The 19,950-nt window shown below is 64.5% G+C and carries 16 protein-coding genes; 11 read left to right on the top strand and 5 right to left on the bottom strand.

The features are described from left to right. Positions 1-200 precede the first annotated feature (200 nt). The 3 genes from rlmN (at position 201) to ACYU70_RS16165 (ending at position 2,752) form a co-directional block, all read left to right on the top strand. Complete coding sequence (gene rlmN / locus ACYU70_RS16155) at positions 201-1,280, top strand: dual-specificity RNA methyltransferase RlmN (protein WP_342295133.1); 1,080 nt, start codon at positions 201-203, stop codon at positions 1,278-1,280. 179 nt (positions 1,281-1,459) lie between these two features. Then, positions 1,460-2,080 (top strand): DUF3575 domain-containing protein, encoded by a 621-nt coding sequence (locus ACYU70_RS16160; RefSeq protein ID WP_342295131.1) that lies wholly within the window; start codon positions 1,460-1,462, stop codon positions 2,078-2,080. Between the two features lie 87 nt (positions 2,081-2,167). Beyond that, a complete protein-coding gene (locus ACYU70_RS16165) occupies positions 2,168-2,752 on the top strand; it encodes a DUF3575 domain-containing protein (protein WP_342295129.1) in 585 nt (194 codons plus the stop codon). Between the two features lie 94 nt (positions 2,753-2,846). On the opposite strand, the gene ACYU70_RS16170 is transcribed toward ACYU70_RS16165, so the two are convergent. Both ACYU70_RS16170 and ACYU70_RS16175 read right to left on the bottom strand, forming a co-directional pair. Continuing rightward, positions 2,847-3,818 (bottom strand): YihY/virulence factor BrkB family protein, encoded by a 972-nt coding sequence (locus tag ACYU70_RS16170; protein ID WP_342295127.1) that lies wholly within the window; start codon positions 3,816-3,818, stop codon positions 2,847-2,849. Positions 3,819-3,926: 108 nt separating this feature from the next. Then, positions 3,927-4,670: a DUF3891 family protein gene (locus tag ACYU70_RS16175; RefSeq protein ID WP_342295125.1), complete on the bottom strand. Its 744-nt coding sequence runs from the start codon at positions 4,668-4,670 to the stop codon at positions 3,927-3,929. Positions 4,671-4,925: 255 nt separating this feature from the next. Here ACYU70_RS16175 and ACYU70_RS16180 point away from each other — a divergent pair, with 255 nt between their 5' ends. The 4 genes from ACYU70_RS16180 (at position 4,926) to ACYU70_RS16195 (ending at position 10,478) form a co-directional block, all read left to right on the top strand. Continuing rightward, entirely contained in the window at positions 4,926-5,636 is a 711-nt protein-coding gene (locus tag ACYU70_RS16180; protein WP_342295123.1) for a hypothetical protein, read from the top strand. A gap of 300 nt (positions 5,637-5,936) precedes the next feature. Continuing rightward, a complete protein-coding gene (locus ACYU70_RS16185) occupies positions 5,937-7,670 on the top strand; it encodes a hypothetical protein (RefSeq protein WP_342295121.1) in 1,734 nt (577 codons plus the stop codon). Between the two features lie 76 nt (positions 7,671-7,746). Further along, on the top strand, positions 7,747-9,558 hold the full coding sequence (locus ACYU70_RS16190; protein ID WP_342295119.1) for a hypothetical protein: 1,812 nt from the start codon (positions 7,747-7,749) through the stop codon (positions 9,556-9,558). Between the two features lie 32 nt (positions 9,559-9,590). Further along, a complete protein-coding gene (locus ACYU70_RS16195; protein ID WP_342295118.1) occupies positions 9,591-10,478 on the top strand; it encodes an alpha/beta fold hydrolase in 888 nt (295 codons plus the stop codon). Between the two features lie 69 nt (positions 10,479-10,547). On the opposite strand, the gene ACYU70_RS16200 is transcribed toward ACYU70_RS16195, so the two are convergent. Further along, complete coding sequence (locus ACYU70_RS16200; protein WP_342295117.1) at positions 10,548-11,819, bottom strand: sensor histidine kinase; 1,272 nt, start codon at positions 11,817-11,819, stop codon at positions 10,548-10,550. A gap of 199 nt (positions 11,820-12,018) precedes the next feature. Next, complete coding sequence (locus tag ACYU70_RS16205) at positions 12,019-12,696, bottom strand: response regulator transcription factor (protein ID WP_342295116.1); 678 nt, start codon at positions 12,694-12,696, stop codon at positions 12,019-12,021. Between the two features lie 295 nt (positions 12,697-12,991). Between ACYU70_RS16205 and ACYU70_RS16210 the strand changes: the two genes are divergently transcribed. The 3 genes from ACYU70_RS16210 (at position 12,992) to ACYU70_RS16220 (ending at position 18,247) form a co-directional block, all read left to right on the top strand. Next, complete coding sequence (locus ACYU70_RS16210) at positions 12,992-15,724, top strand: TonB-dependent receptor (RefSeq protein ID WP_342295113.1); 2,733 nt, start codon at positions 12,992-12,994, stop codon at positions 15,722-15,724. Between the two features lie 214 nt (positions 15,725-15,938). Then, entirely contained in the window at positions 15,939-17,291 is a 1,353-nt protein-coding gene (locus ACYU70_RS16215; RefSeq protein ID WP_342295112.1) for a CitMHS family transporter, read from the top strand. A gap of 146 nt (positions 17,292-17,437) precedes the next feature. Continuing rightward, complete coding sequence (locus tag ACYU70_RS16220) at positions 17,438-18,247, top strand: DUF475 domain-containing protein (RefSeq protein ID WP_342295110.1); 810 nt, start codon at positions 17,438-17,440, stop codon at positions 18,245-18,247. A gap of 83 nt (positions 18,248-18,330) precedes the next feature. Here the strand turns inward: ACYU70_RS16220 and ACYU70_RS16225 are convergent, their stop codons facing one another. Beyond that, a complete protein-coding gene (locus tag ACYU70_RS16225; protein WP_342295108.1) occupies positions 18,331-19,323 on the bottom strand; it encodes an NAD-dependent epimerase/dehydratase family protein in 993 nt (330 codons plus the stop codon). A 144-nt stretch (positions 19,324-19,467) separates the two neighbouring features. On the opposite strand from ACYU70_RS16225, the gene ACYU70_RS16230 reads away from it, so the two are divergent. Then, positions 19,468-19,905 carry a BLUF domain-containing protein gene (locus ACYU70_RS16230; protein ID WP_342295107.1) on the top strand — a complete coding sequence of 146 codons (438 nt, stop codon included), beginning with the start codon at positions 19,468-19,470 and terminating at the stop codon, positions 19,903-19,905. Positions 19,906-19,950 lie beyond the last annotated feature (45 nt).

The following is a 19,950-nucleotide window of genomic DNA, read 5'->3' on the forward strand; positions in this document are numbered from 1 at the left end:
CGCCTTACCGGAGCCATCGGATGACTTGCGGGACCATCGGACGCCTTACCGGAGTCATCGGATGACTTGCGGGGCCATCGGATGGCTTGCGGGAATATCGGGCGAGTCACCGGGGCCGTTGAACGCGCAATGCCAAACAGCCGGAGGCAAACTCACCGCCCCCGGGAACCCATCGCCCTACTCGCTTGTATCTTTGCACTATGCTGCTAGAATTGCCCCTCGCCCCCATTGCTAAAAAGCGTGATATCCGCAAAACCTCGCCCGACGAGCTCAAGGCCTTTATGGTGGAGCACGGCGAGAAGCCCTTCCGTGCCAAGCAGGTAACCGAGTGGCTGTGGAAGAACACCGCTGCCACGTTTGAGGAGATGAACAACATCTCGGTGGCCACCCGCGAGCTGCTGGACCAGCACTTCGTCATCAACGGCGTGACGGTGCAGAACAAGCAGCTCAGCAACGACGGCACCATCAAATCGGCCTTTAAGCTCTACGATGGCAACATTGTGGAAGGCGTACTCATCCCGCACGATACGCGCATGACGGCCTGCATTTCGAGCCAGGTGGGCTGCTCGCTCACGTGTAAGTTTTGCGCCACGGGCTACATGGACCGCAAGCGCAACCTCGACGCGGCCGAGATTTACGACCAGGTGGTGCGCATTCGGGAGCAGTGCGAAAGCCAGTACGGCACGCCGCTCACCAACATCGTGTACATGGGCATGGGCGAGCCGCTGCTCAACTACGCCAACGTGGTGGAAAGCGTGCGCCGCATTACCGCGCCCGATGGCCTGAACATGGCCCCACGCCGCATCACCATCAGCACGGCCGGCATTGCCAAGATGATTAAAAAGCTGGCCGATGACGACGTGAAGGCCAACCTGGCCCTCTCGCTGCACGCCCCCACCGATGCCAAGCGCAACGAAATCATGCCCATCAACGAGGCCAACTCCTTGGCCGCGCTCAAGGAAGCCCTCCAGTATTACCACCAGAAAACCGGCCGCAAAGTCACGTATGAGTACATCGTATTCGACGGTTTCAACGACGGGCTGGACGATGCCGAGCACCTCCTCAAAATCTCGAAGTGGCTGCCCTGCAAAATCAACCTCATCGAGTACAACCCCATCGAAAACGCCGACTACCAGAACGCGGAGGCCGACAAAATCACCGCCTTCCACAAGTACCTGGCCGACCGCGGCGTGCAAACCAACATCCGCCGCTCGCGCGGCAAGGACATCGACGCGGCCTGCGGGCAACTGGCCGTGAAGGAGGAGAAGACGGCCGCGTAGGCTGCCGGCACTGCCTACCCCGCCACCCACAATAAATGCCCCGGCTCAGAAGTTGAGCCGGGGCATTTGCTTTTTCGCACTTGTGCAACCCTGCCGCAGCCGTCGGCATCATGTGCGCGCGGCCGTAGTTTTGTATCTCCTGTTTTCTTTCCTCCCTCATTTTCTTTCCTTCAAATCCCATGAAAAAAACCCTACTCCTGCCCGCCCTGCTGCTCATGGCCGGGGCCGCCCACGCCCAGGATAACGCCGTGAAGGTTGACATCTTTCAGCCCATCATCAACACCCTGGCCCTGTCGTTCGAGCACAAGCTCAGCGAGTCGAGCAGCGTGCAGGTGGGCCTGTCGGGCACTTTTGGCTATCAGGAAGATGGCAACTACAGCTTCAACCCGAACGGCTATTACGACGGGCGCAGCACCTCGGGCTTCGCCATCACGCCGGAGTACCGCCTCTACCTCTCCGAGAAGCACCCGGCGCTGGAGGGCTTCTACGTGGCCCCCTACCTGCGCTACCAGTACTTGAGCCAGACCGGCACCAGCTACATCGCCAACAACAACGGCGGCGGCTACAACCAGAAGTATGAATCCTCGCTTTCGGCCTTCGGGCTGGGCGTGGTGGTGGGCCGGCACTGGATTTTCAAAAAGCGCTTTTCGCTGGATATTTTCACCGGCCCCGGCTACACGTTCACCAGCACCTCGTCGAACCAGCCGGGCTACACGCCCCGGAAGGGCGATTTTGTGGGCTACCTCAACAACAACAGCTACGATTTCCGGGGCGGAGCCACCTTCGGCATTGCTTTTTAATTCGGCCTTGCCTTTTAAGTAGTGACTATTCGAATGCAGCAGTATACCTTTGTCGGATACCGTTTTTCCACTTTTTTCTACAATTGCATGAGAAAGCTACTACTTGCATCCGGCCTGCTCCTGGCAGCCGGCTCGGCTTCGGCCCAAACCAACAACATCAAAGTGAACATCCTGAGCCCCATCGTGAAAACGGGCTCGTTCTTCTTTGAGCACAAGCTGAACCCCAACAGCAGCATTCAGCTGGGGGCCCTGTTCACGAACTGGAGCATTAATGACACGAAAATTACGGGCTTCGCCATCACGCCGGAGTACCGCTTCTACCTGTCGGAAAGCAAAGAGGCCATGCAGGGCTTCTACGTAGCGCCTTTCCTGCGCTACCAGAACCTGACGCTGAAAGACACCCACGACAGCTACGTGTACACGGGCAGCGGCAGCGGCACCTACCAATCGCAAACCGACGAAGCGTCGCTCGACACGTTCGGGGGCGGGGTGCTTATCGGCCACCAGTGGATTTTCAAGCAGCGCTTCTCGCTCGATACGTTCCTGGGCCCGTCGTACAACGGCGGCTCGGTGACTTACAAGAGCAACGGCTCCAACACGGGCACGCTCGATGCCGGCACCTTCAAGGGCTTCGGCATTCGCACGGGCATCACGTTCGGCATCGCGTTCTAAGAACACACTGCGGGGTTCACGCCCGAAAGTTGAAAAGCCCGTCCGGCATAGCTGGGCGGGCTTTTTTGTGGCTTGGCGACAGCGGCAGGGGCGCTCAGGACTTCCACTTGCCGGTGCTGCGGGGGCGGCCGGTGGCCCGTTCCTCGTCCGACTCGCCGGGGGCCACTTCCTCCAGGCGCACGCGCACGGCGTGGGCTTTGGGCTGCACTTTCTGGCCGAAGGCATCGGCAAACTCCTGGGTGAACTCGGCCCCAAAGAAGATGATGAGCGACGAATAATTGACCCACAGCAGCAGCACGATGGCCGAGCCCGCCGCCCCGAAAGCCGAGCCGGGGTCGGACTTGGCGATGTAGAAGGCGATGAGAAACTTACCAATCACGAACAACAGCGCCGTGATGAAGGCCCCCACGCCCACGTCGCGCCAGCGGATGATGGCATCGGGCAGGAAGCGGTAGATGAGCGCAAACAGCAGCGTGGTGATGCCCAGCGAGAGCGTAAAATCGACCAGCTTGATGGCAATGACCCCGGCTTCGGGAATCTGGCGCGACAGCCAGCCGGTGAAGGCGCTGAGCACGGCGCTCACCACGAAGGAGATGAGCAGCAGCAGGGCCACGCTCAGAATCAGCCCAAACGAGAGGAACCGCTGCTTGAGAAACGCCCCGATGCCGATGCCGGTGGTTTTCACCTTCAGGTTCCAGATGTCGTTGATGCTTTCCTGGAGGGTGACGAAGAAGGTGGTGGCCGCGAACACCAGCGTGCCCACCCCGATGGCCGTGGCCACCGGCCCGCGCTGCTGCAGGGTGAACTTGGCAATGCTGTCCTGCAGGAATTTGGCCGAATCCGGCCCCACCAGGCCCTTCAGCTGCCCGTATATCTGGCCCGTGAGGGCCTCGCCGCCATACGCGGCGCTGGCCACGGTGATGACGATGAGCAGCAGCGGCGGCAGGGAGAAAATGGTGTAGTACGACAGCGCCGCCGCGTGCCGGAAGGAGTTGTTGTTGCTGAACTCGCCCGCCGAGGATTTGAGGACGGCGAGAACATCAGAAAACTTGTAGTGCGTAGCCATGCAGAACTGGAAAGGGGAATGCCGAAAAGCGGGAGTGCGCTTGCTAGTACGGCCGGGCCGGGCCAGCGTTGGCGCGGCGGGGACCGTAGCGCCAACTTTTAGTCCGCGCTACGGGCACGCCAGCGTCCAGCGCAGCGTCTCGACCGGGGCGGCGCGCAGGGCGGCGGCCAGCTCGGCATCGTCTTTATATTGAAGCTGGGTGAGCACGCTGGCCTCCACGCTCACTTCGATTTCCTTGGCCTGAAACGGCCAGGGGGTGATGATGACCGGGCCGCCGGGGCCGGCGGGCTGGGCCAGGGTGTGGGTGGTGCCGTCCGGCCCGCGATGGATTTCGACGGCGCGGCCCATTTCCGGGATTTCGTGGCGGCAGAGGATGAGGGAGAGGCGGTCGCACCAGTGCAGCAGGGCGTAGGCCTGGGCGGCTTCTTTGCGAGAAGCCTTGAGTTCTTTTTGCCACTGCTGCTGGCGGGCTTTGAGGTCATCGAGAAAGCCGTCGATTTCCTTGCGCTGGCCGCGCAGGTGTTCGTAGAGGCAGCTTAGGTGCAGGCTGGTGAGGAGGCTGCGCCAGCGCCCCTGGAAGCGGGCGGCGGCCAGCACGCCGGCGGCCTGCTCCATCGAGAATGCTTTTTGGGTGAAGTTGGCGGGGGCACCGGCGGCGGTGAGGCCGTGGTGGCCGCCGTGGCCGCGCCAGGCGGCCTGCTCGTCGTCGTGCTGCGCGATGGCGGCCAGCAGGCCCACCCACTTATCGGGCGGCAGCGTGGGCGGCCAGTGCCAGGCGAGCTGCGCGGCCAGCAGGGCGTGGGCCTGCTGGTAGATGATTTGCCAGCCGGCGGGCGTGGAGTTGACTATCATGGGGAAGAGGGCGAAAGAGGAATGGAAAGGGAGAAGTGGGGGCGGATTGGGACGATGCAAAACCGTCATGCTGAGCGGAGCGCAGCGGAGTCGAAGCATCTCTACCGCAGCAGTAAACAGATTAGTTGCGCGGTAGAGATGCTTCGACTCCGCTGCGCTCCGCTCAGCATGACGTTCCGGGGGTAGGCTAACTGTTATTTTCCCCTACCTTGGCCCCACAAATTCCTTTTTCATCATCTTTTCTCCCAACTTCGGATGACCCACAAAACCTACTTCCACAATTTCTTCATCCCCCTGTGCGCCGCCCTGAGCGACGACGAGTTTCTGGCCTTCGCCGATACCGTGCTGGCCAACCTGAACCGCGATGCCGCCGCCCACGCCGACGATATTGCCTACCTCGCGCCCCTGGTGGAGGGCCTGCGCACCGCCCACGGGCAGCGCGGCGAGCAGGGCAAGTCGGCCACGGCGGCCACGCTGCGCACGGCCGTGAAAAACTTTCTGGCCTGGGCCAAGCTCACCAACACCACCAAGGTGTTTCCGGCGTTCCCGGACCGCAACCAGGCCGAGCGCATCGATATTTTTCCCGGCGGCATGGATGCGTTGTATCAGGCCGATTACACCAACATTCTGAAGCGCGCCAGGTACTACCTCGACCGCATTGGCACCACCTATAGCAACCAAACCAAGGTGGACACCAAAGAAGCCGAAACCCAGTTCAAGCTGTTGAGAGATGCGCTGGAAGGCCGCGTCACCGACCACGCCACCCGCCAGGAAGGCAGCGCCGCCGTCGATGCCGAAGAGCTCAAGGTGTGCCTCGGCCTCTACCGCGCCTACACCGGGCGGCTGCACGAGTACTTCGAAAACCCTGAGGTGGCCTACAGCTTCTTCCCCTTCCCCAACACCGTGGGGGCGGCGGCCGATGGCAACCTGCCCGCATTGCCCGCCCCAGCCCATCCGGCCAGCTAAATTGCACAGGAACGAGAAAACATTCTCTGTTTTGTAGTCCGGCCGAGTCCGGACCCCTCGGCAGAGCTCTGCCCGATGCCCCGGCCACGACCGGAGTGCCGGGCAGAGCTCTTTTTAGGGGTCCGGGCGCGGCCGGAGGGCTTGGCAGAGCTCTGCCGAGGCGGCCGGCCGCGCCCGGACCCCTAAAAAGAGCTCTGCCGAGGGGTCCGGGCTGGCCTGTACCCCTCGGCAGAGCTCTGCCAAGCCCCCACCCGCCGGGCTACCTTTGAAAAAATTCCACCTTCCTTTCCACGCTTGTTTATGAAAACCTTTACCCTGCGCCTGCGGGCGCTGTTGTTTCTATTGCTGCTGGCTGGGCCGGCCTGGGCGCAGCAGCCCACCTGGCAGTGGGCCAGCCAGGGCGTGGCCTCCGCCAATGCCACGTCTTATGCCACGGCCATGGTGGCCGATGCCGGCGGCAATACGATAGTAGGCGGCTCCTTCACGGGCACGCTCACGCTGGGCACCACCACGCTGGTCAGTGCGGGCCGCTACGATGTGTTCGTGGCCCGGCTCAGTCCGACCGGCCAATGGACGCAGGCCGTGCGGGCCGGCGGGCCCGATGACGACAGCATCACGGGCCTGGCCGTGGACGCCACGGGCACGGTCACCATCATCGGCCATTTCACCAACTACGGCGTGGGCCAGCCACTGGCTTCCGCCACCTTCGGCTCCACCGTGCTCACCGGCGGCGGGGGCTTCGTCGATGCCTTTGTGGCGCGCCTCAGCCCGGCGGGTGCCTGGACGCAGGCCCTGCGCCTGGGCACCGGGGGCATCATCCAGGCGCAGGCTCTGGCCCTGGATGGCCAGGGCCAGGCCGTGGTGGCCGGCACTTTTACCAATGTGCTGACCATTGGCACCACCACCCTCACGTCCGGCAGTTCGCAGGACGTTTTCGTGGCCCGGCTCAGCGCGGCGGGCCAGTGGACGCAGGCCGTGCAGGCGGGGGGTGCCGCGCCCACCAACAACACGTCGGTGGGGGCCGTGGCCGTGGATGCCGCCAATGGCATCGTGGTCACGGGCTGGTTCTACGGCAACATGCGCATCGAGGCCCCGAATCCATTTATCCTCGTCAATGCGGGTACGGGCGGGGCCGATGTGTTTGTGGCCCGCCTGAACGCCGCCGGGCAGTGGACCCAGGCCGTCCGGGCTGGTGGCCCGACCAGCGACCAGGGCCAGGCCCTGGCCCTGGATGCGGCCGGCAACGTGGTGGTGGCCGGCATCATCACCACCACCGCCCCGGGCGGCACGGTCGGCATCGGGAGCACCACGCTCACCGGGGCCGGCGGGTCCGATGTGTTTGTGGCCCGCCTCAGCCCCACGGGGCAATGGTTCCAGGCCGTGCAGGCCGGCGGCCCCGGCAGCGATGTGCCCCGGTCTGTGGCGGTAGATGCGGCCGGCACTGCCACGGTGGTCGGCTATTTCGGCCTCGACTCGACCCCCACTCCCCCGCCGATGGGCCACCCCATCAGCTTTGGCAATACGACCCTGGCCAGTGCCGGGCGGCAGGATTTGTTCGTGGCCCGGCTCAGTACGGCCGGCCAGTGGACGCAGGCCGTGGCGGCCGGCGGCCAGCTCGATGACTATGCCCTGGCCACCACCCTGGCCCCGAACGGCGACGTGACGGTGGCCGGGGCCATCACCGGCGCGGCCCGTTTTGCCCCCCTCACCCTGAGCGGAAATTCCCCCAACTCGTCGGCCTTCGTGGCCCGCCTCGCGGGCCTGGCCACCGCCACCCGCGCCGCCCTGCCGGCCGAAATCTTTACCCTGGCCCCCAACCCTACCGGGCACGGCCCTGCCCAGGTGCGCCTGGCCTGGCCCGAGGCCACCGCCGCCCCGCGCCCCGTGCTGCTGCTCGATAACTTGGGCCGCACGGTGCGCCGCCAGGAGTTGCCCGCCCGCGCCACCACCGCCACGCTCGATGTGCAGGGCCTCGTGCCCGGCCTCTACCTCGTGCGCTGCGGCACGGCCACCAGCCGGCTGGTGGTGGAGTAATCTTTTCAGGTGAATAGCACGCCGGTTGATGAACCGCCGGTTCGCGCCTTCTTTAACCCGATAACATTCCTTTCCAATGATGCTACCTTTTACCCTCCGCCTGCGGGCGCTGTGGCTGCTGCTGTTGCTGGCCGGCACGGCCCGGGCGCAGCAGCCCAACTGGCAATGGGTCAGCCAGGCCAACCAGAGCAATGTCAGCTCCCTGGAGCCCATCGTGGCCAAAACCGTGGTGGAGGCCAACGGCACCACCGTGGTGGCGGGCACCTTTCGGGGCACGCTCACGCTGGGCCCGTTCACCCTGACCGGTGCGGGCACCACGCTGGGCAGCGACGTATTTGTGGCCCGCCTGAGCCCCGCCGGCCAGTGGGTGCAGGCCGTGAGCGGCGGCGGCCCCTCGGGCGATGTGCTGCTGGACATGGGCGTGGACGCGGCCGGCACGGTGACCGTGGCGGGCTACCTGCCGCGGGCCACGAACAACACCGTCGCCATCTCCGAACCGTCCACCTTTGGCAGCATCACGCTTACCTCGGTGGGCCGGCAGGACGGCTTCGTGGCCCGCCTGAACGCCGCCGGGCAGTGGACGCAGGCCTTCCTGCTGCCGGGCAGCGACTACTGCCGGCCCAGTGCCCTGGCCGTGGATGCCGCCGGCAACGCCGTGCTGGCGGGCAGCTTCTACAAGCTGGGCCTCACGCCCACCCCCCGCGCCACCATCACCATCGGGGGCACCACCCTCACCGGCCTGCCCAACTTCACGGCCATCAACGGCACGGTGCGCTCCTGCCCCACCGTTTTTGTGGCCCGCCTCAGTGCCGCCGGCCAGTGGTCGCAGGCCCTGTTGGGCATCGGCACCGGCACCGTGGAAGGGGCCGATGTGCAGGCCCTCCGCCTCATGCCCACCGGCGAGGCCGTGCTCACCGGCGGCTTTTTCGGGCTGATGCAGTTTGGGCAAACCCCGCTGCTGGCCAGCGCCGGCACCAGCAATGTGTACGTGGCCCGCCTCAGCCCCACGGGCCAGTGGACGCAGGCCGTGCAGGCCAGCGGCCAGGGCACCGATGCCGGGATGGCCCTGGCCCTGGACGCGGCGGGCAACGCCTACGTGGGCGGCCGCTTCGGCGGCTGGTTGGCCCCCACGGCCACGTTTGGCAGCACCGTGCTCACCTCGCCGGGGGGCACCGACGGGTTTGTGGCTAAGCTCAGCCCCGCCGGCCTCTGGACGCAGGCCACCCGCCTGGGGGGGGCCGGCGATGACATCGTGACGGCCCTGGCCCTGGACGGCACCGGCAGCCTGGTGATGGCGGGCACATTTGGCGCGGCCAGTACGAGCGGCTCCGTCGGGGGCAGCTCCGCCAGCTTCGGCAGCACCACGCTGTACAGCGCCGGGGGCGCAGATGTGTTTGTGGGGCGGCTCGACGCGGCCGGGCAGTGGCTGATGGCGGCGCAGGCTGGCGGCCCCAACGAAGACCAGGCCACCAGCCTGGCCCTGGAACCCAACGGCAATGCCACCATCGGGGGCCAGTTCAATGGCTCGGCCCGCTTTGGCCAGCTGGCCCTCAGCACCGGCAACAAGGCCGGCTACGTGGCCCGCGTCAGCAACTTATCCCTGGCCGCCCGCGCCGCCCGGCCGGCCGAAGTCTTCACCCTGGCCCCCAACCCTGCCGGGCACGGCCCTACCGGGCAGGGCCCCGCCACCGCCCAGGTGCGCCTGAGCTGTCCCGAAGCAACGGCTACTCCTCGCCCCTTGCTCCTGCTCGATAACTTGGGCCGCACGGTGCGCCGCCAGGAGCTGCCCGCCCGCGCCACCACCGCCACGCTCGATGTGCAGGGCCTCGTGCCCGGCCTCTACCTCGTGCGCTGCGGCACGGCCACCAGCCGGCTGGTTGTCGAGTAAAACCACCCGGCCCGGCGGCCGTACTTTCGGCCATGCCTGAGTACCCCGCCGTCGGCCCCACCCCGCTCACTGTCCTGTTGCCCGACGGCCGTACGCTGGGCCTCACCCGCTACGGCAGCCCCGCGCACCGGGCGGTGGTGTTTCACCACGGCTTCGGCTCCTCGGGGCTGGAATTGCCGGCTGATGCGGCTCTGCTGGCCCGGTTGCAGCTCCAGATTCTGGCCCCCGACCGGCCCGGCGTGGGCCGGTCCAGCGTGTACCGGCCCCTCACGTTTCCTTCCTTTGCCGATGACGTGGTGGCCATGCTCGATGCGCTGGAAATACGCGGGCCGGTGGGCGTGATGGGCTGGTCCGTGGGCGGGGTGCACGCGCTGGCGCTGGCGGCCCGGCATCCGGAGCGGGTGGCGGCCGGGCAGCTGCTCAGCACCTGCCTACCGCTGGGCGAGCGGGCCGCCTACCGGCACCTTTCTCCCCTCTGGAAGGCCCTGCGCTGGGGCCAAATCGGCTTCCCCTGGCTGAACCGGACCACCTTCCTCTGGCTCAGCCAGCAATGGCAACGCCACCCCGACCGCACGATTGACTGGTTTATCCGAGGCATGCGCCCGGCCGAGGCCCGCGTCACGGACCGGCACCGCGCCCTGCTGCGCGATGCGGCGGTGGCCGGCTTCGCCAACCACGGCCGGGGCGTGTATGATGACGCGCAAGCCTGGTGCCGCCCGCCCGGCTTCCGCATCGAGGACGTGCGTGCCCCCATGCGCCTCTGGCACGGCCAGGCCGACGGCGTGTGGGGGCCGGGCAATATTCCCTATCTGGCCGAGCGACTGGGCGGCGCCCCCCTGCACCTGCTGCCGGGCCAGGGCCACATGCTGTATCTGGAAAACTGGGAGGCAATATTGGAGGAGATGAGCGGGCTGCTGTAGCGCGGACTTTGTAGCCCGCGCCGCTGCGCCGCTTGGGTTTCCGCGGGCACGCGGACTACAAAGTCCGCGCTACATCCGCACCCGCATCTGGTGCCGGCCCGGCTCCTCATAATGGTAGCTCAGCAAAAACCCGCTGGTCTCGCAAATCTGGCGGGCAATGGCCAGGCCCAGGCCCACGCTGCCGGGCGGGCGCTCCGGGCCGGGGCGGAAGCGCACGAAGAGCTGGTCGGCGGGCAGGGCGCGGGGGCGGCCAGTATTTTCCACCGTCAATAGTTCCGGCGTAAGCACCACACGCACTTCCCCGCCGGGCACGTTGTGCCGGATGGCGTTGCTGAGCAGGTTGCTCACCAGAATATCAATCAGCGAGCGGTTGGCGGCCACCGGTAGCGTGGGCACCAAGTCAGTGGCGAGGATGAGGCCGGCCCCGGCCAGCTGTTCGCGCAGCTGCCCCAGCTGGGCGCGGATGGCGGCGGCCAGGTCCACGGTTTCGGTGGGGAAGAATAGCTGCTGGTCGAGGTGCGCCAGCAGCAGCAGGCTCCGGCTGAGGTGGGTGAGGCGCTGCGTCACGTCCAGCAGCGGCTCGATGTGGCCGGCCTGCTCCTCCGTGAGGCCGGGGGCCTGCACCAGCATATCGAGCTTGGTGCGGAGGATGGCCAGGGGCGTTTGCAGTTCGTGGGCCGCGTTTTCGGTAAACTCCTTCTGGCGGTGGTAGATGCGCTGGTTGCGGCTCAGCACCCGCCCGATGGCCGCGTTCAGCGCCTTGAACTCGGGGATGCGCGTGGGCGCGAGGTGCACCGGCTCGGGCTGGTCGAGCTTGTAGCGCTGCAGCTCGCCCAGCGTTTGGTAAAACGGAGCCCACAGCCGCCGCGCCAGCACGTGCTGCAGCACCAGCAGCCCCACCAGCAGCGCCCCAAACAGCAGCGCCCCCGCCTGCCCGATACGCGCCAGCAGCTCCTGGCTATCGAGCATGGTGGTGCGCAATTCCAATCGGTAGGGGCGCCCCTGAAACATCACCGGCGCGGCCAGCTGTCGGTACGGCACCGTTTTCTTCACCAGCTGATTGTACATCATCCGCACGCTGAAGGCAGCCGGCGGCCCGGGCGCGGCCAGCGGCACAAATTCCACGTTGTGGTCGAGCCGGTGCCAGAATTCCAAATCAGCGGGCGAGCGCAGGTAGAGGCGCAGGTCGTTATCCACACGCAGCTTGCGCCGGCTCAGGGTCCGGTCCACGTAGCCGTAGTAGATTTTGCGGATGAAGTGGAAGTACACGAACGTTCCCGCCGCCGCCACCACGCTGGCATAAATCAGAAAAATGACGGTGGTGCGGGCCAGCAGCTTCATGAGGAGCATTGAACATCAAACTCCCCTCCTCAGACGAGGAGAGGATGTTCGAGCCAAGGGCTCGAACGGGGGTAGTTTGATTCGTTGAACGACACCCGAACGAACCAGGCGCGAGTCGTTCAACGAATCAAACCACCCCAATTTTAGCTGCGCTAAAATATCCCCTCCTTATCCAAGGAGGGGAGTTGTCGTGCTTTCATCAGTTTGGCTCAAACCGATACCCCAGCCCGTACACCATCCGAATGTAGTTCGGCGCGCCCGCCTCCGTCAGCTTGCGCTTGAGGTTTTTGACGTGGGCGTACACGTTTTCAAACGTATCGAACTGCTCGGCTGCGTCGCCGGAAAGATGCTCGGCAATGGCCCCTTTGGTGATGACGCGGCCCTGATTCGCCAGCAGCAGCAGCAGCAGGTCGAACTCGGTGCGCGTCAACGTCAGCGCCTTGCCGGCCACGGCGGCGCGGCGGGCGGGCACGTCCACGGCCAGCTCGCCGGCTTGCAATAAGTTCGTTCCCTGGTAGTGGCGGCGGCGCACCAGCGCGGCAATGCGGGCGCTGAGCTCGGGCAGGTAGAAGGGCTTAGGCAGGTAGTCGTCGGCCCCCAGCTCTAGGCCGGTGATGCGGTCGTCGACCCCGGCGCGGGCGCTGGTGATGATGACGCCGGCCGCCTTGTGGTGACGCTGCAGCTCGCGGAGCAGGTCGAGGCCGTCGCCGCCGGGCAGGGTGAGGTCGAGCACGATGCACTCGTAGTCGTGGAGCAGCATTTTTTCCTGCGCCTGGGCGTAGGTGGTGGCCACTTCGCACACGTAGTGCTGGGCTTGCAGGTAGCTCACCACGCTGGCCAGCAGGGCCGGTTCGTCTTCGACGAGAAGCAGTTTCATGGGAATAGATGGGAATGAGGGGCAAGGTAGCGCCGTTCGGGAGTCGATGAATCTATAAAGGCTGTCATCCTGAGCGCAGCGAAGGACCTTATCACATTTGAGCAAATCATGCCAGCGTGATAAGGTCCTTCGCTGCGCTCAGGATGACAAGCTTTCGCCTCAGCTTAAAAATCAAATAAGTAAGCACTCCCTCACTTATTTTTCACAAAACGCCAAATCTTCCAAATGTATTCTAAATCGCCTCGCTACTTCGCTTCATCAATTGCGAATCCATTCCCTCTTTCTCAAAATTCCCATGAAGCGAAACTTACCCTCCTCTCCCCTTTCGGCCCGGACGGCGGGCGCGGCGCTGCTGCTGGCTGCCTGCGCGGTGGCCGGTGGCCCGGCTGCCGCCGCTTCGCCGGCTGCTTTTTTGGCTGCGGCCCCAAACGATTCCGCTCCGCTGGCACGGCGCCCCCTTACCGGCCGCATTCTGGATGGCAACGACCAGAAGCCGCTGGCGTTTGCCTCGGTGGCCATTAAAGGCACCAACCGCGGCACCACCACCGATGCCGACGGCGGCTTCAAGCTCGACGTGGACGATGGCGACGTGCTGGTGATTTCCTACGTGGGCTACGAGCTGCGCGAAATTGCCGTGCCCGCCGGGGCCAACACCCTGGACGTGCCCATGAAAACTGCCACTCACACCACCGCCGACGTGATTGTGGTGGGCAACCGCGCCTCCGAGGCCCGCACCAACGTGGACCTGCCCGTGCCCGTGGACGTGCTCACGGCCAAGGAAATCACCAAAACCGGCCAGACCGAACTGGGCCAGATGATTCACTTCACCGCGCCTTCGTTCAACTCTACCAAGCACGCCATCAGCAACGTGACTTCGTATGTGGACCCGGCTACGCTGCGCGGCCTCGGCCCCGACCAAACGCTGGTGCTCATCAACGGCAAGCGCCGCCACCAGTCCTCCGCCCTGAACGTGAACAACGTGGTGGGCCGCGGCTCGGTGGGCACCGATTTGAACGCTATTCCGACGGCCGCCATCGAGCGGGTGGAGATTCTGCGCGACGGCGCGGCGGCCCAGTACGGCTCCGATGCCATTGCGGGCATCGTGAACATTGTGTTGAAGAAAAACCCGCGCGGCGGCGTGGTTACCGGCAGCTACGGCATCACCGACAAGGGCGACGGCGCGACCTACGACACCGGCCTGAACCTGGGCCTGCCCGTGGGCAAGCGCGACGGTTTCCTGAACCTGACCGTGCAGGGCCACCACAACGACCCCACCGACCGCTCGGGCGACTACACCGGCCGCGTGTACAACTCCGATAAAGCCACCGACGATGCCCTGGTGGCCCAGAATGGCTTCAACCGCCACGTCACGAAATACGGCACGGCCCGCAACACCATGGGGCAGTTCTTCTACAACGGCGAGGTGGCGCTGGGCGAGGCCTGGCGGCTGTACTCATTCGGCGGGTATTCATATAAGGACATGACGGCCTATGGCTTCTTCCGCAACCCGAGCAACAAGGCGCGGGCCGTCCTTTCGCTTTTCCCGAATGGCTACAACCCCGTGTTCCCGGCCACGGTGCAGGACGTGGCCTCCACGGTGGGCCTGCGCCGCAAAACGGCCGGCGGCTGGAACCTCGATTTCAGCCTCGGCGGCGGCCAGAACATCATCAAGACCTACGCCAACCACACGGTGAACCCGTCGTACGGCAACGCCTCACCCACGTCGTTCTACACCGGCACCAACAAGTTTGGGCAGGTGCTGGCCGATGTGAACGTGTCGAAGTCTTTTGAGGTAAGCGGGTTGAAATCGCTGAGTCTGAGCTACGGTGGCGAGTTCCGGGTGGAGCAGTACGAGCTGCTGGCCGGCGACGAAGCCTCCTGGAAAAAAGGCCCCGTGACCACCAACAACCCCGACGTGGGCAGCAGCGGGCGCGAAGGCATCGCGGCCGTGAACGCCGTGAGTCGCACCCGCAACAACGCCGGCGTGTACGTGGACGTGCTGAGCGACATCACCGATAAATTCCTGGTGGGCGCAGCCGGCCGCTTCGAGCGCTACTCGGATTTCGGCTCGAACGTGAGCGGCAAAATCTCGACCCGTTACAAGTTCACCGACCTGTTTTCGGTGCGCGGTTCGCTCAACCGGGGCTTCCGCGCCCCCTCGATGCACCAGCTCTACTACTCCAACTACGCCGATGCCCAGTGGCTGACGCTCAACGGCGTGTTCGACTCCTACCCCATTGCCCACCTGCGCAACGATAACCCCTACGTGCAGAAATTGGGCGTGGGCCAGCTCAAAGCCGAAACCACGCTCGACTACAACCTCGGCTTCACGGCCCAGGTCACGCCCGACCTCGTGTTCACGGCCGATGCCTACCAGATTGACATCAATGACCGGGTGGTGATTTCGGGCCAGCTCGATGCCGCCAGCCCGGCCCTCAAACCGACGTTTGCCGGCTCCGGCTACGCCCAGGTACAGTTCTTCTCCAACGCCCTCGACACCCGCACCCGCGGCCTCGACGTGGTGGCCAGCTACCGCAAAAAGATGGACCGCGACCAGGAAATGGGCCTTAACCTGGCCATGGCCCTCAACGAAACCAAAGTGGTGGGCGAAGTCCGCACTCCGGCCCAGCTCGCCAACCTCGGCACCCCGCTGGTGGACCGCGTGATGATTGGCCTGATTGAAAAGGCCCAGCCGCGCTCCAAGTTCATCGGCTCGGCCAACTACCGCTACAAGAAAATCGAAGGCCTGGTGCGCGCCACCCGCTTCGGCGAAGTGACGGCCATCCAGTCCAGCGCCGAACTCGACCAGACCTTCTCGGCCAAAACCATCACCGATGTTTCGCTCACTTACGGCTTCACGCCGCGCCTGGGCCTGACCGTGGGCGCCAACAACGTCTTCAACGTGTATCCCGACGAAATCGCCTTCCCCTCGCTCACGGCCTCGGGCCAAACGCCCTACACGCGCTTCACCTCGCAGTTCGGCTTCATGGGGGCGTATTATTTCACTTCGCTGCGGTTCAGCTTCTAATTGGCTGAACGTTGAAAATCAGAACGTCATGCTGAGCGAAGCCGAAGCATCTCTACCGCGCAAGTAACTCGTTTGCTGCAACGAATGAGGTGGGACGAATTCGTTGCCTGTGGTTGGTGAGGCCGCGCAACGAAGCGGTAGAGATGCTTCGGCTTCGCTCAGCATGATTGTTCTTTTTTAATCTACCAATCCATCAACCCACCCCTTCACCACCATGCTCGCACTCGCTGGCTTTGCCATGATTCTCACCTTCATGGTGCTGATTATGACGAATCGTCTGTCGGCCATTACGGCGCTGCTGCTGGTGCCGGTGGCGTTTGCGGTGCTCACCGGCTTCGGCTCGCAGATGGGGCCGATGATGCTCGACGGCATCAAGAACATTGCGCCCACGGGCATCATGCTGGTGTTCGCCATCCTCTATTTTGGACTGATGACGGACGCCGGGCTGTTCGACCCGGTCATCAGCCGCATCCAGCGCGTGGCCCACGGCGACCCGCTGAAAATCATCATCGGCACGGCGCTGCTGGCCCTGCTCGTGTCGCTGGACGGCGACGGGGCCACCACCTACATCATCGTGGTCACGGCCATGCTGCCGCTCTACCGCCAGCTCGGCATCAACCCGCTGATATTAACCTGCATGAATATGCTGGTAGGCGGCGTGATGAACATCCTGCCCTGGGGCGGCCCCACGGCCCGCGCCATGAGCGTACTGCACCTCGACAGCACGCAGCTTTTCAACCCGCTGATTCCGGCTATGGGCGCAGGGCTGGTGTGGGTGTTTTTTGTAGCCTGGCGCTTTGGCAAGCGGGAGCGGAAACGGTTGGGGCTGGAGCATCTTAACGAAGCCGATGCCAACAAGAAAGCCGTGGTATTCAACCTCGCCGCCGGCCTGCCCCAGCCCCTGCCGGAAGGCCCTGACCTGGAGCTCTCGCCCGAAGAAAAGGGCCTGCGCCGGCCCAAGTTATTATGGGTAAACGCCCTGCTCACCATTGCGCTGATGGTGGCGCTGGTGCGCGAGCTGCTGCCGCTGCCGGTGCTGTTTATGCTGGCCTTCGCGCTGGCCGCCGTGCTGAACTACCCGAATTTATCGCAGCAGCGGCAGCGGTTTGCGGCCCACGCGGGCAATGCGCTGTCGGTGGCGGCGATGGTGTTTGCGGCGGGGATTTTCACCGGCATCCTCAACGGTACGCACATGGTGGATGCCATGGCGCAGACGTTCGTGCAGCTGGTGCCTACTTCGCTCGGCCCGCACTTCCCGGTGCTGACTGGGCTGGTGAGCGCGCCCCTTACCTTCTTCATGTCGAACGACGCATTTTACTTCGGCATCCTGCCGTTTTTCACCAAGGCGGCGGCGCAGTTTGGGATTTCGGCGGCTACCATGGGCAAAGCCTCATTGCTGGGCCAGCCGGTACATCTGCTGAGCCCGCTGGTGCCGTCCACGTATTTATTGGTGGGCCTGGCGGGAGTTGATATCGGCGCGCATCAGCGCTTCACCCTGAAATGGGCTGGCGGCACGGTGCTGGTGATGTTGGTGGTGTCGCTGCTACTGGGCATCATCCAGTTGTAGAGACGCATATTTGCGTCTCGTCGTTGACTCCGCTGAACGACATTTTGCTGATGCGGTTATGTCTGTGGAATTGAGCGCAGACCTAGTCGTTCAACGACGAGACACAATTATGCGTCTCTACTATCCCGCTATCCTAGCTTTACCCCGTGAATCAATACATCGAGCAAATTCTGCACAACCCGCTGGCCTCGCTGGCCATCGTGGGCAACCTAGTCATCATCGAAAGCCTGCTCTCGGTCGACAATGCTGCCGTGCTGGCCACCATGGTGGGCGATTTGCCCAAAGACCAGCGCCACAAGGCCCTGCGCTATGGCATTTTCGGAGCCTATATTTTTCGGGGGCTGTGCATTCTGTTCGCTTCGTTTCTCATCAAGTTCTGGTTTTTGAAGCCGCTCGGCGGGCTCTACCTGCTGTACCTGGTTTACGACCATTTCAAGGCCCGCCCCGCACACGACGACGAAGCCATCGACAAGCAAAAAAGCTGGATTTACCGCAACACGCTGGGATTGTTCGGGAAATTCTGGGCCACGGTGGCGCTGATTGAGCTCATGGATTTGGCCTTTTCCATCGACAACGTGTTTGCCGTGGTGGCCTTCACCGACAACCTGATTCTGATTTGCGTGGGCGTGTTCATCGGCATTCTGGCCATGCGGCTGGTGGCGCAGGGCTTCGTGCTGCTCATGGGCAAGTACCCGTTTCTGGAAACCGCCGCTTTCGGGGTCATCGGCCTGCTGGGCCTGAAGCTGGTGCTTTCGCTAGTGGCCCACTTCCTGCCCGGCCATCCCGTGAGCGAGGCCCTGGAAAGCGAAGCCGCCGACGTGGCCATTACCATCCTTACGGTGGCGGCCTTCGCGGTGCCGTGGGCCACGTCGCTGCTCTTCAATGTGCCCCGGCACGCCGGCGGCAGCCGCCCCACCGAAACGAAAGCCGCCGAAGCCACGAAGCAACAGGTGTAATTATTCAGGGCGCAGGCTTCACAAAAAACGCCCCGTATCAATTGATACGGGGCGTTTTTTGTGATTTGAACGAAGCTACCTTGCTACGCCGGCTGCATTTCCTTCAAGTGCAGCAGCATGTCGGCCGTCATCTTATCCAGGTCGAAGTCGGGCTGCCAGCCCCAGTCCTGCCGGGCTTTCGAGTCGTCGATGCTGGCGGGCCAGGAGTTGGCGATTTGCTGGCGGCCGTCGGGCTTGTAGGTGACTTCGAAATCGGGGACGTGCTGCTGGATGCTGGCCGTGATTTCGGCCGGCGAGAAGCTCATCGCGCCCAGGTTGTAGCTGGTGCGGACTTTGATTTGCTCGGCCGGAGCGTGCATCAGGTCCAGCGTGGCTTTCAGCGCGTCGGGCATGTACATCATCGGCAGGTAGGTGTCTTCTTCGAGGAAGCACTCGTATTTTTCGCCGGCCACAGCCTTGTGGTAGATGTCCACGGCGTAGTCGGTGGTGCCGCCGCCGGGCAGGCTCTTGTAGCCGATGAGGCCGGGGTAGCGCAGGCTGCGCACGTCCAGGCCGTGCTTGCGGTGGTACCACTCGCACCACTGCTCTCCCGCCAGCTTGCTGATGCCGTACACCGTGTTGGGATTCATGATGGTGACCTGCGGCGTGTTGTCACGCGGGGTATCGGGCCCGAACACGGCGATGGAGCTGGGCCAGTACACCTGGGCCACACCGTGGGCCACGGCCGCTTCGAGCACGATGAGCAGGCCGTCCATGTTCAGCTGCCAGCCGAAGAGCGGGTTCTTTTCCGCCGTGGCCGAGAGCAGGGCGGCGAGATGATAAATCTGCTTCGGGCGATACTGGCGGATGAGCTTGTCGAGCCGGGTGCGGTCGAGCACATCGAGCAATTCGAAGGGGCCGCCGGCCAGCAGGTCCGGGTTTTTGGGCGGGCGCACGTCGGCGGCTACCACCAGGTGGGGCTCGTAGCGCTGGCGCAGGGCGGCTACCAGTTCGAGGCCCAGCTGGCCGCAGGCGCCGATAACCAGCACGGAGCCGGGTAATACAGAAGTTTCAGTGTCGCCGGGAGTGGTGGCCATGCGCGGGGGGTCAGGTTGAGATGGGGAGAGTGGGACTTGGGCTGCAAAGATACCGGGGCGGCCGTAGCCGGACCGTGGGCAAGGGCACCGTTTTGCCCACAACGGTGTTGGAGCGCCTTAGTTACACCAACCCCGCTCCGCCCCATGCCACCCCAACCCCTGCTTTACACCCTGATTTACCGCAGCCAGGCCTCGCGGGCGGTGCACGAAGTGACGCTGCCGCCGCTGCTGCGCCGCGCCCGACTGCACAACGAGCGCAGCCGCCTCGGCGGCCTGCTGCTGTATGCCAACGGCGAATTCATGCAAGTGCTCGAAGGCCCCGAGCCCGCGTTGAGCCAGCTCTACGCCCGCATCAAGGCCGACCCGCGCCACTACGCCGTGCGCACCCTGGCCTACGGCCCCATCACGGAGCGCGCCTTTCCCGACTGGCGCATGGCCTACGTTCCGGCCGATGCCAAGGCCCTGGAAAAAATCACCGGCTTCCTGCCGTTGGCGGCGGCCCCCGGCCACGCGCCGCACCCGCCCCAGGAGGTGGCGCAGCTGTTGCATCAGTTCGCACAAGGCCGCGCCCAGGACCAATAGCGTCCGGCGGCCCGGCTGGCGGCTGGCGGTATCTTTGGGGCCATG

The organism is Hymenobacter segetis, assembly GCF_054776495.1.

Bases quoted from the DNA above. Each gene is read 5' to 3' on its own strand.
- ACYU70_RS16205 (WP_342295116.1), bottom strand. From the start codon at position 12,696: ATGAAACTGCTTCTCGTCGAAGACGAACCGGCCCTGCTGGCCAGCGTG.
- ACYU70_RS16160 (WP_342295131.1), top strand. From the start codon at position 1,460: ATGAAAAAAACCCTACTCCTGCCCGCCCTGCTGCTCATGGCCGGGGCC.
- ACYU70_RS16180 (WP_342295123.1), top strand. From the start codon at position 4,926: ATGACCCACAAAACCTACTTCCACAATTTCTTCATCCCCCTGTGCGCC.
- ACYU70_RS16215 (WP_342295112.1), top strand. From the start codon at position 15,939: ATGCTCGCACTCGCTGGCTTTGCCATGATTCTCACCTTCATGGTGCTG.
- ACYU70_RS16230 (WP_342295107.1), top strand. From the start codon at position 19,468: ATGCCACCCCAACCCCTGCTTTACACCCTGATTTACCGCAGCCAGGCC.
- ACYU70_RS16190 (WP_342295119.1), top strand. From the start codon at position 7,747: ATGATGCTACCTTTTACCCTCCGCCTGCGGGCGCTGTGGCTGCTGCTG.
- ACYU70_RS16210 (WP_342295113.1), top strand. From the start codon at position 12,992: ATGAAGCGAAACTTACCCTCCTCTCCCCTTTCGGCCCGGACGGCGGGC.
- ACYU70_RS16200 (WP_342295117.1), bottom strand. From the start codon at position 11,819: ATGAAGCTGCTGGCCCGCACCACCGTCATTTTTCTGATTTATGCCAGC.
- rlmN (WP_342295133.1), top strand. From the start codon at position 201: ATGCTGCTAGAATTGCCCCTCGCCCCCATTGCTAAAAAGCGTGATATC.
- ACYU70_RS16170 (WP_342295127.1), bottom strand. From the start codon at position 3,818: ATGGCTACGCACTACAAGTTTTCTGATGTTCTCGCCGTCCTCAAATCC.
- ACYU70_RS16175 (WP_342295125.1), bottom strand. From the start codon at position 4,670: ATGATAGTCAACTCCACGCCCGCCGGCTGGCAAATCATCTACCAGCAG.
- ACYU70_RS16225 (WP_342295108.1), bottom strand. From the start codon at position 19,323: ATGGCCACCACTCCCGGCGACACTGAAACTTCTGTATTACCCGGCTCC.
- ACYU70_RS16185 (WP_342295121.1), top strand. From the start codon at position 5,937: ATGAAAACCTTTACCCTGCGCCTGCGGGCGCTGTTGTTTCTATTGCTG.
- ACYU70_RS16195 (WP_342295118.1), top strand. From the start codon at position 9,591: ATGCCTGAGTACCCCGCCGTCGGCCCCACCCCGCTCACTGTCCTGTTG.
- ACYU70_RS16165 (WP_342295129.1), top strand. From the start codon at position 2,168: ATGAGAAAGCTACTACTTGCATCCGGCCTGCTCCTGGCAGCCGGCTCG.